This window comes from uncultured Pigmentiphaga sp. (genome assembly GCF_937950555.1).
Classification (GTDB): domain Bacteria; phylum Pseudomonadota; class Gammaproteobacteria; order Burkholderiales; family Burkholderiaceae_B; genus Pigmentiphaga.
This window is the reverse complement of record NZ_CALFCW010000065.1, coordinates 43,929-57,751: the sequence shown is the minus strand read 5'-3', so window position 1 is coordinate 57,751 and position 13,823 is coordinate 43,929. Positions and strand designations below refer to the sequence as shown.

Here is a 13,823-nt window from a genome sequence, read left to right as displayed (position 1 = left end):
ACCGGCCAGCCGAATTTGCGAAAACCGCGCATTTTCCGGATCGAACGACGACACGGGGATGCGCGATCTGCGAACCTGCCTAACGGCTGCCCAGGCGAACGGCGGGGGAGAAGCCCCAACCCGCGGGAGCGGGGCCAGGACCTCGCCCAAACCCTGCGCTTCCTTGTGGTAGCCCACTCAGCGGCCGGCTGCCGCCGGGTCGCTCGAATCGCCAGTCACGCAGGGCGAAGGCAATGTTTCACATTTTAGCGCAGAGTGGATAAGTGCAAAGGAAACCGCGCCCGCAAGCATCACACGCTGGCGACCGCCTCCCGGATGCCCACAGCGGGGCGCCCAGCCGCCCCCTCCTCCCCGTCCGGGGGATCGAGGACGGGGCAGCTGTCATCGAGGATGACTTCGACACCGTTCAGGTGCCTGGCCTGGCGCAGCGTGTCGATCAGCACCTCGAGGATCCGCCGGGTATTGACCGAGAATGAGCGCAGATGGCGGGTAATGAGGCAGATTTCCCGGGTGATGCGCGGTTCACACAATTCGCGGAACTTGAATTCATTCAGCGGGCTGGCCTGCGCGGCCAGGGAGGGGACGACCGAGATTTTGCCGCCCAGGCCCAACATGGCGTAAAGGGAATTGGTGCTGGAGACGTGGTCGTAGAGCTTCGTTTTCTCGTGCAGGCCGAGCTCCGGATGGGTTTCCAGGAAAGCGCCTATGCCGGTATCTCCGGTCAAGCCGATGTAGTCGTAGCCGGCCAAGTCCGACCACTTGATGGGGCCGTTGGTGAGGGCGAGCGGGTGGTCGTTGGGGAAAATGACGCCGAACGGATCGGCCAGGATGGGCACGTAATCCAGCTCGGGATAATTATTGAGCCGGCTGCACAGGCCGAAATCGACCTCGCCTTCGAGCACTGCCCGCTCGATCTTGTCGGAGCCACCGTCGCGCACCGACACGGTGATGGACGGATAGGCCCGGCGGAACTCGGCCAGCGCCGGCGTCAATATTTGGATGATCATCGAGGGCGCCGCGGCGATGCGGACATGCCCGCGCTGGCTCTTGGCAATCGCCTGCAGATCGCCGATGGCGTTGTCGAAATCGCGCAGGATGCGCTCGGCCACGGGCTTGAACCGCGCCGCGTCCTCCGTCATCACGACGCGGCGCGTGGTGCGGTCGAAGAGCTTGAGCCCGACCGCCTCCTCGAACTGCTGGATGGTGGCGGTCAGCGACGATTGCGTATGGAAAAGCCGCGCCGCCGCCAACGTGAACGAGCCGGTGTCGGCAATGGCGACGAAACATCGCAGGTGACGCAGAGACAGCTTTCTCATGACGGCGAACTCCCGGAAGACACCGCATGCCGGCCTGGACTCGTAAACGCAAGGCGGGGCCAAGCCCCCGCCTGGCGGCGTGGGCGGGTCAGGTCTACCTTGCCGTGACGACCGCCTCGAAACGGTCGAAAAACTCACCCGCGAGCTTCCTCGCCACGCCTTCGATAAGCCGGGCGCCCACCTGGGCGAGCTTACCGGCGACCTGGGCCTGGGCATCATAGGTTAAGCGGGTCCCGCCGTCAGCCTGCTCCAGCGCGACATCGGCGCTCCCCTTGGCCAACCCCGCCGCGCCGCCGCTGCCTTCGAACAGCAAGCGGCAGCGCGCGGGCGCCTGCGCATCCGCAATGGATACAGAGCCGGAAAACCGCGCCTTGACCGGCCCGATGGACATGACTACCACCGCTTTATAGCAGGCCTCGCCTGCGCGCTCCACGGACTCGCAACCCGGTATGCACTGCTGCAGAACGGATGGATCGAAAAGGCTGTCCCAGACGATCCGCTCCTCGACCGCCAATAAACGTTCCCCCGTGATATTCATGGCAACGACGCTTCCTTCTGTTGGGAAGAAGGCGCCGGAGCGCCCGCGGCGTTCAGACGATCTCGTGCCAGGAGCGCGGCCTTGACGATTCCGGCATATCCAGTACAGCGGCACAAATTGCCCGCCAGTTCCTGGCGGACCTGGCTTTCCGATTCGCACCTGCCCCGGGCGAGTGCATCGCGCACCATGATGACCATGCCGGGCGTGCAGAAACCGCACTGGAGTCCATGCGCCTCAGAAAAACACTCACGGATGACAGCCATTGACGCATCGTCGTCGAGCCCCTCGATCGTGGTTACTTCCCGCCCATCGACCGCAGCCGCCAACGTGATGCATGCCCGCACCGGCTCGCCGTCCAGCAATACTGAGCACGCGCCGCATACGCCGTGCTCGCATCCCAGGTGCGTGCCCGTCAGCCCGCAGTGGTCGCGCAGGAAATCCGCCAGCGACAGCCGATCTTCGACTTCTGCTGTCACTGGCGCCCTGTTGACTGTCAAAGCAAGTTTCATGCGAGCTCCTTTAACCGCGCCCACGCGCGCAAGATCATGGTCCGATGCAAATGGAAGGGGTAGGAAGCGCGCTCCAGGCCGGTGACCTCCTGCACGTCATCGTCCGCCGCCTGGGTGAGCTCGGTGCCTCCCGGGCGTTCGCCGGCCGCAAGCAGCGCCGAGAGCCGCGGTAGCCGGCGCGGTTTGTCGGCGGCGGCGCCCAATACCGCCTCTCCCAGGCCACGCTCGGGATCGCACACCATGGCGGCGATGGAATGGGCGAACTCGCCCGATTTGCGGCAAAACTTCAGGTAGCTCCAGCGAGCGCGGCTCGACAGCACCGGCACCGATACCCCCGTCAAGATCTCTCCTTCCTCGAGCGCCGTCTCCATCAGCCCCCGCTGGAACTCCGCCAGCGGCATGCGGCGCTCGCCGCCGGCCCCCTTTACTGCCACCTCCGCGCCAAGCGCCAGCAGCGCCGTGGGCCAGTCGGCAGCGGGATCGGCATGGACGAGGCTTCCCCCGAGCGTCCCGCGGTTGCGCACCGACCGATAGGCGATGCCCGCCGCCACGTGCGGCAGATAGCCGCGCGACGGATCGTCGATCCGGACGTCTTCGATCATGGCGTGCGTCACGCCTGCGCCGATGAACGCCCGGTCGCCTTCACGCCTGCAGCGCCTGAGCTCCTCCAGCGTAGACAAGTCGACGACGGTATCGGCCCAGGTGACGCGCAGGTTCATCATCGGCAGCAGGGACTGCCCCCCGGCGAGGAACCGGGCGTTCTCTCCGCCGGCGAGCAAGGCTTCCTCCAGCGTCTGTGCCCGCCGATAAGAAAATGGCGCCGCTTTCATTGCACCACCTCCTGCGCGCTCGGAACCCCGGCCGCCTGCGCTGCGCGCGCACGTGCCGCGACGACTGCGGCGCGCACCCGTTGAGGCGTCATGGGGGTTTCGTTCAGCTCGGCGCCGATGCCGCGCAGCGCGTCGCGCACGGCGTTGGCGATGGCAGCGGGAGGCGGAATGGCGCCTCCCTCCCCCATCCCCTTCATGCCGTACTCCGTGTGGGGGGTGGGCGTCACCATGTGGCCGATCCGGATGGACGGTGCCTCGGGTGCCCCGGGCATCAGGTAATCGGCCAGGGTGGTGGCCAAGGGCTGGCCGTTTTCGTCGAACGGAATCTCTTCATAGAGCGCCGTGCCGATGCCTTGCACGATGCCCCCGATGATCTGGCCGTCGACGATCATGGGATTGACCACGGTGCCGCAATCTTCGACGCAGGCGTAATCCAGGACGTCGACTTTTCCGGTGTCCGGATCCACGGCCACCACGGCGGCATGTGTGGCATAGGTGAACACGCCCGTGTCGATTTGCGGCTCGTAGGTCGTCGTCACCTCGAGCAATGGCTCCATGCCCGGAGGCAACGCTTCCTGCCGCAGGTGGGCGATGCGCCCGATCTCCTCGAACCCCATGGAGCCGTTCGGGCCGTGGACGCGCCCATCCTCGAAGCGAAGCGACTCGACCTCGCACTTGAGGGCATGGGCGGCGATCGCCGCCATCTTGGCGCGCAGCAGCCGGCATGCGCGTGCGACGGCCCCGCCCGACATGACCATGCTGCGCGAAGCGAAAGTTCCCATGCCGAAGGCCGAGATCTGGGTGTCGCCGTGCCGCACGGACACCCGCTCGGGATCAATGCCCAGCTCCTCATGGGCGACCTGGGACAATGCCGTCTCCAGCCCCTGCCCGTGCGACACGATGCCCACCATGAGCATGAGGGAGCCGTCTGGCATCATCCGTGCGGTGGCGGTTTCATAGCCCGGGATCACCGGCGTACCGCGCGACACCCACTCGCCACAGCCATGCGCCGTCTGCTCGGTGAACGAGGCCAGCCCCACGCCGACGAGGCGGCCGTCGGGCTCGCCCTGCTTCTGGCGCGCGCGGATGCCGGGCAAATCGATGAGTTCGACCACGCGCCGCACCGACTCACCGTAATTGCCACTGTCGAAGAGCAGCTGGGTGATGGTGCGGTAGGGCATGGCCTCGGCAGGAACCATGTTCTCCATCCTCACCTCCCACGGCTCGCGCCCGACCGCATGGGCGATCTCATCGATGGTCCGCTCGATGGTGAAGCAGGCGGCGGGCCGGGCCACGCCCCGATAGGCACCGATGGGCGACTTGTTGGTAGCCACGGTATAGCTGCGACAGCGGTAGCTCGGCACGACGTAGGGACCGGGAATGTTCTTGACCACCATGCCCGTTTCCATGAACGGACTGTTGGGCCAATGGGAGTACGCGCCTGCGTCCACGTACACTTCGACGTCGAGGCCCAGGATGCGCCCACGCTCGTCGGCATAGGCCTTGACCTTGTGGTGGTGTTCCCGGCAATGGATGGCGCTCAGCAGATGTTCGCGCTTGTCCTCGAGCCAGCGCACCGGCCGCTTGAGCTTGAGCGCCAGCGCCGCCACCATCAGCTCCTCGGGATAAAGGACTCGCTTGGCGCCGAACCCACCGCCCATGTCGGGCGCGATCAGGTGCAGCTGGCGCTCGTCGATGCCCAGCGTCTGCGCCATGCCGACGCGCAGCTGGTGCGGCGACTGGCTGCCCGTATAGATGCACAGCTCGTCCAGGCGATCGTCCCACGCGGCCAGGATCGCCCGGCCTTCGAGCGGGACGGCCGACTGGCGGTTCATTCGGTACTCTCGTTCGATGACCACCGCGGCCTTGCGCCGGGCCTCTTCCAGATCGCCGACTTCCGTGCTGCGGGCAACATAGACGTTATCGCCCCACGCTTCCCAGATCAGTGGCGCGCCCGGCCGGGTGGCCGCTTCGGCATCGACCACGGCAGGCAGCTCCTCGATGTCGAGCATGACCGAATCGGCGATGTCCTCGGCCATCGCCCGGGTCGGCGCCACCACCATCGCGACAGGCTCTCCGGCAAAGCGCACGCGGTCTGTCGCCAGCGGCGGATGCTCGGAATACTTGAAGCCGTCGATCTTGGGCACTGCGACGATAGGCTTGACCGAGGGAAAATCCCGCGCGGTGAAGACTTGGTCGCGATATTCATCCGGCACGACGATCTCGCGCAACTTGCCATGGGCGCATGGACTGCGCACAAAGGCCACCTCGAGCATCCCCGGCATGCGGATGTCCCCTACGAACCGCCCGCGCCCACGCAAGTGCCGCCAGTCCTCTTTGCGTCGCAGGCGCGCACCTACGCCCTTCTTCGTCGCGGCAAGCCCGCTGTTATCTGTATGGCCCATCACTCGCGCTCCAATCCCATTTCACGGACGAGTTTTCGGTAGCGTTCGGCATCCTTCTTCCGCAGTTCCGTGAACTCGGCCGAACTGATCAGGAACGGTTCCGCGCCCACCGAGGTGAAGTGCTTGCGCAGCTCTGGCGACTCAACCGCTTTGCGGATGGCCGCGTTGAGCTTTTCGACGATCCGGGGCGGCATATTGGCGGGGCCTTCGATACCCATCCAAAAATTCATGGTCGCAGCCGGATAGCCGGCTTCGATCGCAGTCGGCACGTCGGGCAATACTGACGAGCGCTCGCTGGACATCACCACCACCGGACGCACCTGGCCGGCGCGCACATAGCCGATCGTAGAAGGCAGCGAATCGAACACCATGGAAACCCGTCCCGAGATCACATCCGGGAACGCCAGGCCCGACGACTTATACGGCACGTGCGTCATGACGAATCCCATCGCATTCTGGAGTATCTGGCCCGACAGGTGGCCCGTGCTTCCCGGGCCGGCGGAAGCGAAGCTCAATTTGTTCCTGCCTTCCCCCTTGGCATAGGTTCCGAGCTCGGCCAGCGTCTTGACGGGAATGTCATTGTTGACGACGAGGATGTTCGGCGTCGTGACCAAGGTACCGATCGCGGTGAAGTCATTGATCGCGTGATAGGGCAGGTTCTTGAGCAGCAGCGGCGCGACCGTGACCATGGGCGGGCTCGTCAGGAGAATGGTGTAGCCGTCCGGGGGCGAAGCCGCCACCACCGCTGCGCCTATGGTGCCCCCTCCCCCGCCCCGGTTCTCCGCCACGACGGGCTGTCCCAACACGTCGCCCATGGACTTCGCGAGCATCCTGCCTATGGCGTCCGACACCCCGCCGGTGGCATAAGGGATCACGAGGCGAATGGGTTTACTGGGATACTGGTCCGCCGATTCGGCAGCCGTCGCAAAGGGGGCGGCCCAGGCTGCGTACGCCATGGCCAACCCCACTGCGACCCACCGCATTCGCGAGAGAGACCACCTTTGCTGCTCGTGATCCTTCGTGATCGGCAATTCCACCTTGCAACACCCGACAGCGCTTCTCTCGATCATTTCTGTGCTCCACGGCGCCACGCGCCTTACGGATAGACGAAAATGCCGCGGCCCATCAGGCATCGTGAATCTCTTTGGGATGATCCACGAGTGCTGCCCCCGAAAAAATGCATCGACGTGCGAGGGACGTCAGACAGCGGCCACCACCACGATCTCGACCCGGCATGCCGGGTCGTTCAGTTCGACCTTGCCGCAGCAACGGGTGGGGGCCTGCCCGGGTGTCACCCAGGCATCCCACACCGCATTCATCGCGGCGAAGTCGTCCATGGTTTTCAGCCAGATTTGCGCGCTCAGGATCCGGCTCTTGTCGGTGCCGGCCAGGGCCAGCAACTCGTCGATCTTGGCCAGTACCTGCCGGGTCTGTCCGGCGACATCCTGTGTGCGGTCGTCAGGCACCTGTCCCGAGAGATAGACGATCCCGTTGTGGATCAGCGCCCGGCTCCGGCGCGCGTTCTGGTCTATGCGCTCGATTTCGCTCATCTCCTATTCCGGCGCTCCATAGGCGCCGCCTCCTGCGGTTTCCATCAAGACTCGATCTCCCGCGCGCAGCACGCGCGGTTCTGTAGGATCCACGGCATTCCCATTGATGAGCAGGCGTCCCGGCTGGCCGGACCCGCCCCCGGCCAGCCCTTCCGTGGGAGACTTCAGCTGCGTCATGAGGAACGACGCCGTCGCATCGGGCGCATCGGGCAGCAGCTCGAATTCGAAGCTGATGCCGCAGCCTCCCGGCTGGCGCCCCTTTCCGCCGCTGCCGCGGCGGATCTCCCGGCGCAGCACGCGTATGGGAGCGAGTGACTCCATGATCTCGACCGGCGTATTGCCTAGATTCGCGGGAAAGCTGAGCGCCGAAAAGCCGGGCCTGTGCGCGGTCGCGCCCTGGCCGGCGTTGAGGAAATTCACGACTGCATAACGCTTGCCCCGGTACTCGCCCGACATGGTCATCGAGGAATTGGGTGAGCCCGATGCCCAGACTTTTTCCGGCAGCACATTCGCGAGCGCCTTGAATACGGCCCCCGGCAACAGGTGGCCGATGGCACTGCGCCCCCCTGATGCGGCGGGATAGGTAGGATTGAGCAGGGACCCTGGCGGCGCGCTGGTCGTGATGGGAAGGAAGCTGCCCTCATTGTTGGGAATGTCCGGGCACAGCAATGCCTTCAGGCCATACACGGTATAGGCGAAGGTATAAATGGGCACGACATTCAGCGCGCGCGGCAATTGCGGGGAGGTGCCCGTGTAGTCGATGTCGATCCTGTCGCCGTCGACCGTCAGCTTGCAGCGGATGATGATGGGCTCCTCGAAGCCGTCGTGCTGTACCGTGGACGTGTACACGCCATCGGGAAGCGCGCGGATGGCCTCGCGCATGGCCTGCTCGGAACGCCTGCGCACCTCGGCGCCCAATGCCGCGAGATCGACTTTCTCGAGCGGTGCCCGCAACCGGTCGGCCATCATGCGGCACGCTGCGACCTGGGCCCAGATATCCCCCATGCCCTGCTCTGGCACGCGGATGTTCTGGGTGATCATGTCGATCAGCACCTCGTTCGGCTTGCCGTCGTCCAGCAGCTTCATCAGCGGGATTTGCAGGCCCTCCTCATAAATCTCGCGGCTGCTGTTGCTGCGCAGCTTTCCGCCGATGTCGGGTAAATGCGATACCACGGCGCCGAACGCGACCAGCTTCCCTTCAAAGAAAATGGGCGTCACGGTGGTGACGTCGTGCACGTGGCCCGACCCCTTCCACGGGTCGTTGGTGATGAAGACGTCTCCCGGTTTGATCGTCTCGGGGGGATATTTGGCCAAGAAATGACGCACCGTCGCGGGCAGGCAGCCGATGAACCCGGGCAGGCTCATGGCTGACTGAGCGAGCGAACGCCCCTGCGCATCGGTCAGGACGATGGCGAAGTCGTTGCCGTCCCGCACCAGCGTGGAAAAGCACGTGCGGACGAATGCCGCTGCCGCCTCGTCCACGACGCTGATCAACCGCTTCCAGAGGATTTCGAGCTCGACGGCGTCGAACTGCGTTTGCCGGGTGCCCGAACGTGATGAGGCAGAGTTTTTTTCCATCATTCGAATTCCTTGATGGTCACGGAGACGGTCAGGTCAGGGAGGATTTCCACGTCGGCGTCGACGGCCACGACGATGGTGGACTCGCGCTCTTCCAGGATCAGCGGGCCATGCAAGCGCGCTCCCGGCGGCAGCGAATAGCGGTCGTGCACCGGCACGTCTCCGTACGCACCGCGCAACGGCAAATAGATCGAGCGCGAGCCCGCGGGCTTGGCGCCTCCGGTGGCACGCATGTCGCCCCATTCAAAATGGCAACCTTCCGTGCGGGCCTTGCCGACGAGGCGCCAGGTCGTGACCTGCGGGCGGGCATTGGGAACCAGCCTCCCATACAAGCGCTGGTATTGCGCTTCGAATGCAGCCAGGATCGCTGCGCCGGTCCCGGCATCGACATCTGCATAGGGAATGGAGACGGGTACTTCTGCGCCCTGGCCGTAGTACCGCATCTCCGCGCCGATGCGCCATTCAACGTCGCATGCGCCCACCGAAGCCAGCTCTGCCTCGCCTTCCCGCTTCAGCTCGCTCAGGACCCGGGCAACCTGGTTCCAATCCGTCTCCGACAAGAGCTGCGGGTTGGACCAGGCGCGATCAACGCGCGCTGGTGCGGCGAGCATGCCCAGGCACGATCCGGCGCCTGCGGCGATGGGCACCAATACGCGCGGGATGCGGAGCTTGCGCGCCACGTCCACCGCATGGACCGGACCGGCACCGCCGGTCGCGACCATGGAAAGATCGCGCGGGTCGTATCCGCGCTCGGCAATATGGATGCGGGCGGCGCTGGCCATGTTCTCGTTCACGACGTTGCAGATGCCCCAGGCCGCCGCCTCGGCCGACATGCCCAGCTCCTCCCCGAGCCGGGCCATGCATGCCCGGGTGGCCTCGATGTCCAGGCGCATTTCCCCGCCGAGGAAGTTGGCCGGATTCAGATAGCCCAGCATCAAGTCCGCATCGGTCACGGTCGGCCGCTTGCCGCCGCGGCCATAACACACCGGGCCCGGCACGGAACCTGATGACTCCGGACCGACGTTGAGCAGCCCCAGCCTGTTGCAGTACGCAATCGAGCCGCCGCCGGCCCCGATTTCGATCAACTCGATGCTGGGAATCAAGATGGGCAACCCGGAACCGCGCTTGAACCGCTCTACGCGCGCGCATTCGAAGCTGTGCGCGATGGGCGCTTCGCCATCTACCGCCACGCATGCCTTGGCCGTCGTGCCACCCATGTCAAAGGCGAGCACCTGGCGCACATCGTTCTGCCGCGCCGTGTTGAGCGCGGAGAGCACGCCCGCCGCCGGCCCCGACTCGAGCAGCATGATGGGTGAATCGGCGCCGGCCTGGGCCGAGGTGAATCCGCCGCTCGAGACCATCACGCGCAGGGGAATGCCGCGCCGTATGTCTCCGATGCGAGCCTCGAGCTGGCGCAGGTAATCGGTCACGATGGGCTTGACGTACGCATTGGCGGTGGTCGTAGAGGTACGCTCGAACTCCCCTATCTCCCGGGCCAACGACGAAGAAACGGACACCGCCATGTTCGGCAGCCGCTCCTTGATCGCCGCTTCGATGCGCCGCTCATGGCGGTCATCCATGTACGCATGCAAGAGCGACACCGCGACCGAGGTCACCCCGGCATCGGCCAGCGCCTGGATCGCCGCCTCGACGTCTGCGTCCTGGAGCGGTTCGAGCACCTCGCCGTGCGCGCCTATGCGTTCATTGACCTCCACCCGCCATGGGGCCGGCACGAGCGGCTGTGGCAATACGATGTCCAGGTCGTAGGGGTCGTACCTCCACTCGCGCCCGATATCGAGCGCGTCGCGCATGCCGACCGTCGTAATCAAGCCGGTCGGCGCGCCTTTGCGCTCGATCAGCGTATTGGTGACCAAGGTCGTGCCGTGCAGCACCTCGCCCAGCGGCGGCGCCGCGTCTCCCATGGATTCGGCAACTTGCCGCAGCAGGTCGCCAATGACGGTAGACACGGCTTCGCCGGGGTCCGAAGGCGTGGTCGGGGTTTTTCCGACCCATATCCGGCCTTGGGGATGCAAAGTCGCCACACCGTCGGTGAAGGTCCCGCCGATATCCACGGCGACGCGCAAAGTACTGGAGCCTGCAGCAGATGTGTTCACGCTCTCTATTCCATTCAGTGTGAAACGGGACCGGTGCTCTACCGGTCAGTACGCAATGGTGATCAGTCGCTCTTCCGTCATTTCCCGGATGGCGTAGGCGGGCCCTTCCCGGCCGTGCCCGCTCGCCTTGACGCCTCCGAAAGGCATGGCGTCGACCCGCGCGCTGGAAGCCTCGTTGATGTGCACGCCGCCGAAACGCAGCGCCTGGGCGGTGCGCAACGCGGCGTGCAAATTGGAGGTGAACAGCCCGGCCGAGAGGCCAAAATCGGTGCCGTTGGCGCCGGATATCGCTTCGTCGAGGTCGTCGAATTCGATGATCGAAAGCACGGGCGCAAAAATTTCTTCGCACACGACGCGCATGTCGTTGCGCACGCCCGAGAGGATCGTTGGCTCGAGCACGCAGCCGCGGCGCGTGCCGCCGGTCAGCAGCCGGGCGCCCTGGGCGATCGCTTCCTGCACCCACGACTCCGCCCGGCGTGCATGGTGTTCGCTGATCATCGGCCCGATGACGGTGCGGGGATCTCCGGGATCCCCGACGGGCGTTGCCTGCACCGCCTTGACCAGCTTCGGCACGAAGGCTGGCACGATGCGCCGGTCCACATACAGGCGCTGTACCGACGTGCAGACCTGGCCAGCCTTGCGAAAGCCCGCGTTGAGGATCTTGGGAATGGCCATGTCGATGTCGGCATCGTGGCAGACAATCGTGCTGGCGATGCTGCCGAGTTCGAGCTGCGTTCCGCGCAGCCCCGCGGCCTGCTGGATCTCGCGCCCGACCTGCGTGCTGCCGGTAAAGGCGTAGTAGGCGATGCGCTGGTCAGCCAAGAGCTGCCGCCCCAGCGAAGCGCCCGGACCATGCAACAACGTCAGCAACTCCGCTGGCACGCCGGCGTCGATCAGCGCCTTGCACAGCTCCACCGCCGAGAGCGGGGTATAAGCCGACGGCTTGATGAGCACCGCATTTCCGCCAGCAAGGGCAGGCCCGACTTTGTGGGCCAGGGTATTGAGCGGGGAGTTGAACGGCGTGATGGCGCAAATGACGCCCAACGGGACGCGCACCGTGAAGCCCAGCCTGTCCTTGACTCCCCGGCCGGCTTCCATGGGCACCATTTCGCCGGTCAGGCGCTTGGCTTCTTCACCCGACAATTCCAGCGTCTGGGCACAGCGGCGTACTTCGTTTTCACTGTCCGCCCGCGTGAAGCCCGCTTCATCCCGCAGGAGGTCGACGAGCTGGCGCATGCGGCTCTCTATGATGCGCGCCGCGCCTGTCAAAGCCTGGTAGCGCGCGTAGGGTTCCATCCGGATGCGGTGCGCCGCGCGCTGTGCGGCCCCAACGGCTTCGTCCACCTGGGCGCTAGACGCCACTGCCATCTGGCCGTAGACCCGGCCTGCATATTTGTCGGTGAGCTGGTCGGTCGATTCGCCGTCCACCCAACGACCATCGATCAATAGTCTGGACACGATCTGCTCTCCTTCAGGACGTCACGCCCAAACCCTGCATGAAGCGCAGGCGTATCTTGGCGGGATCGCGATCAGTGACCCCGGCCGGCTTCTCGCCATCAATCCGCACGCCGATTACCCATGGACCGTCGGCGCCGAGCGCCCGGTCGACCAGCGCTTCGAAATGCGCCTCGTCCGCCGCCCATGCACTCTGTTTCACGCCTGCGGCGATCGCCATGCCGACCAGGTCCACGGTGGAAGACGTCAACGTTTTCTGCGAACCGGTGATTTGGTACATGCCGTTGTCCCAGATCACGACGGCCAGATTGCGCGGCGCGACCGATGCCACGGTGCCGAACGCTCCCAGCTGCATCAGCAGCGAGCCGTCGCCTTCCAACGCAAAGACGCGGCGATCCGGCTGCGCCAGCGCCACGCCCAATGCGATGGGCATCGCCAGCCCCATGCTCCCCAACATGTAGAAATTCAGTGAGCGTTGGCCGCTCGCCCAGAGATCGAAATTGCTGTTGCCGATGCCGCCGATGACGGCTTCCTCGCGCTCGAGCCGCGCCACCAGGCGGCGGGTGAGGTCCGACCGGTTCATGACTTTGGCGTCCGAGCGGGAAATCGGTTTTCGTTCGCTGTTCGACATGAGCGCTCCTTCAACGCGCGATGGCGGACACAGGCGGCCGCTTGGTCAGCAACGGCGACAAGATCAGGGCAGCCGGCTCCTGCGTGGCGTACGCCTGGCTAATCATCTTGTCCACGACGAACTCGACGTCCTCGTGGCGTTCGATGGCGAAATGGGGAATGCCGAGTGCGGTGAGCACGGGACGCATGGTGCGGCACACCATGGCCTGCCCGAGCTGGAAATCGCCCACCGCACCTCGCTCGGAAATCATCATGGGCACGGGGATGCGATAGGGGCTCAGCAGCGAGGCCAGCACATTCGGCAAGGTCGCGAATCCGCTGGTCTGCATCAGCACGATGCCGCGCATCCCCGCCATGTAGGCGCCCGCCGCGATGCCCACGGCCTCTTCTTCCCGGGCGGGACAGATCACGGTGAAAAACGGATCGTCGTGGACCAGTCGGATCAGGGGCGCGAGGACGTTGTCCGGAACATAGGTCACGAGCTTGACCTCATTGGCCTTGAGCGCTCTCACCACGATCTCGTACCAGGTTTCGGCGGATGAGTCGGCCGGCATGGATACTCCCTGTCTGATTCGATGAACGAGGTGCCGCGTGCGGCGAGGCACGGGCAATCACCGCCCCGGCCGTGCAAAGCTTGGCCAGGCAGGGGGCATCCTAAGATCGCGTTTTCATCAACACAAACAATTCGTTTTTGTCCATTCTTCGTTTTTGACGATAGATGAAGGCCGCAGTCTTTACTCCACGATCCCCTCGCGCATCTATCGAGTCGGACGATCAATCCACCAAAACTACTAATTTGTATTGATCAAATTTGGCTCTTACGATTCCTTCGCCGCCCGCCAATCGGGCATAGCACGGGTACATACCGCGACCGCTTGCGCGCACTCGGCGCGCATCT

The 13,823-nt window shown here is 65.1% G+C and carries 12 protein-coding genes and 1 riboswitch; all 12 genes read right to left on the bottom strand.

What is annotated here, in order from left to right; translation table 11 throughout:
* Positions 1–81 precede the first annotated feature (81 nt).
* Positions 82–229, bottom strand: a riboswitch (ZMP/ZTP riboswitch).
* A 61-nt stretch (positions 230–290) separates the two neighbouring features.
* The gene (locus Q0319_RS15090) at positions 291–1,316 is read right to left on the bottom strand and encodes a LysR family transcriptional regulator (protein ID WP_299453958.1); all 1,026 of its coding nucleotides are present in this window, start codon (positions 1,314–1,316) and stop codon (positions 291–293) included.
* Positions 1,317–1,410: 94 nt separating this feature from the next.
* Positions 1,411–1,854: a carbon monoxide dehydrogenase subunit G gene (locus Q0319_RS15085; protein WP_296468464.1), complete on the bottom strand. Its 444-nt coding sequence runs from the start codon at positions 1,852–1,854 to the stop codon at positions 1,411–1,413.
* A complete protein-coding gene (locus Q0319_RS15080; protein ID WP_296468466.1) occupies positions 1,851–2,363 on the bottom strand; it encodes a (2Fe-2S)-binding protein in 513 nt (170 codons plus the stop codon). The genes Q0319_RS15085 and Q0319_RS15080 overlap by 4 nt, the downstream gene beginning before the upstream one ends.
* Positions 2,360–3,193, bottom strand: coding sequence for an FAD binding domain-containing protein (locus Q0319_RS15075; protein ID WP_296468468.1), 834 nt, complete (start codon positions 3,191–3,193; stop codon positions 2,360–2,362). Before Q0319_RS15075 ends, Q0319_RS15080 begins: the two co-directional genes overlap by 4 nt.
* The gene (locus Q0319_RS15070) at positions 3,190–5,598 is read right to left on the bottom strand and encodes a xanthine dehydrogenase family protein molybdopterin-binding subunit (protein WP_299453955.1); all 2,409 of its coding nucleotides are present in this window, start codon (positions 5,596–5,598) and stop codon (positions 3,190–3,192) included. Before Q0319_RS15070 ends, Q0319_RS15075 begins: the two co-directional genes overlap by 4 nt.
* Positions 5,598–6,554 carry a tripartite tricarboxylate transporter substrate binding protein gene (locus Q0319_RS15065; protein WP_299453953.1) on the bottom strand — a complete coding sequence of 319 codons (957 nt, stop codon included), beginning with the start codon at positions 6,552–6,554 and terminating at the stop codon, positions 5,598–5,600. The genes Q0319_RS15070 and Q0319_RS15065 overlap by 1 nt, the downstream gene beginning before the upstream one ends.
* Before the next feature lie 243 nt (positions 6,555–6,797).
* Complete coding sequence (locus tag Q0319_RS15060) at positions 6,798–7,148, bottom strand: RidA family protein (protein ID WP_296465128.1); 351 nt, start codon at positions 7,146–7,148, stop codon at positions 6,798–6,800.
* A gap of 3 nt (positions 7,149–7,151) precedes the next feature.
* Positions 7,152–8,729 (bottom strand): hydantoinase B/oxoprolinase family protein, encoded by a 1,578-nt coding sequence (locus Q0319_RS15055; protein ID WP_299453952.1) that lies wholly within the window; start codon positions 8,727–8,729, stop codon positions 7,152–7,154.
* A complete protein-coding gene (locus Q0319_RS15050; RefSeq protein WP_296465124.1) occupies positions 8,726–10,840 on the bottom strand; it encodes a hydantoinase/oxoprolinase family protein in 2,115 nt (704 codons plus the stop codon). Before Q0319_RS15050 ends, Q0319_RS15055 begins: the two co-directional genes overlap by 4 nt.
* Before the next feature lie 45 nt (positions 10,841–10,885).
* Positions 10,886–12,298: an aldehyde dehydrogenase family protein gene (locus Q0319_RS15045; RefSeq protein WP_296465121.1), complete on the bottom strand. Its 1,413-nt coding sequence runs from the start codon at positions 12,296–12,298 to the stop codon at positions 10,886–10,888.
* 13 nt (positions 12,299–12,311) lie between these two features.
* On the bottom strand, positions 12,312–12,926 hold the full coding sequence (locus Q0319_RS15040) for a thiamine pyrophosphate-dependent enzyme (RefSeq protein WP_296465118.1): 615 nt from the start codon (positions 12,924–12,926) through the stop codon (positions 12,312–12,314).
* 10 nt (positions 12,927–12,936) lie between these two features.
* Entirely contained in the window at positions 12,937–13,479 is a 543-nt protein-coding gene (locus Q0319_RS15035) for a thiamine pyrophosphate-binding protein (protein ID WP_296465115.1), read from the bottom strand.
* Positions 13,480–13,823: the final 344 nt, after the last annotated feature.

Excerpts from the sequence above, each read along its gene's own strand:
- Q0319_RS15060 (WP_296465128.1), bottom strand. The coding sequence starts at position 7,148 with ATGAGCGAAATCGAGCGCATAGACCAGAACGCGCGCCGGAGCCGGGCG.
- Q0319_RS15070 (WP_299453955.1), bottom strand. The coding sequence starts at position 5,598 with ATGGGCCATACAGATAACAGCGGGCTTGCCGCGACGAAGAAGGGCGTA.
- Q0319_RS15035 (WP_296465115.1), bottom strand. The coding sequence starts at position 13,479 with ATGCCGGCCGACTCATCCGCCGAAACCTGGTACGAGATCGTGGTGAGA.
- Q0319_RS15080 (WP_296468466.1), bottom strand. The coding sequence starts at position 2,363 with ATGAAACTTGCTTTGACAGTCAACAGGGCGCCAGTGACAGCAGAAGTC.
- Q0319_RS15090 (WP_299453958.1), bottom strand. The coding sequence starts at position 1,316 with ATGAGAAAGCTGTCTCTGCGTCACCTGCGATGTTTCGTCGCCATTGCC.
- Q0319_RS15055 (WP_299453952.1), bottom strand. The coding sequence starts at position 8,729 with ATGATGGAAAAAAACTCTGCCTCATCACGTTCGGGCACCCGGCAAACG.
- Q0319_RS15065 (WP_299453953.1), bottom strand. The coding sequence starts at position 6,554 with ATGGCGTACGCAGCCTGGGCCGCCCCCTTTGCGACGGCTGCCGAATCG.
- Q0319_RS15075 (WP_296468468.1), bottom strand. The coding sequence starts at position 3,193 with ATGAAAGCGGCGCCATTTTCTTATCGGCGGGCACAGACGCTGGAGGAA.
- Q0319_RS15040 (WP_296465118.1), bottom strand. The coding sequence starts at position 12,926 with ATGTCGAACAGCGAACGAAAACCGATTTCCCGCTCGGACGCCAAAGTC.
- Q0319_RS15085 (WP_296468464.1), bottom strand. The coding sequence starts at position 1,854 with ATGAATATCACGGGGGAACGTTTATTGGCGGTCGAGGAGCGGATCGTC.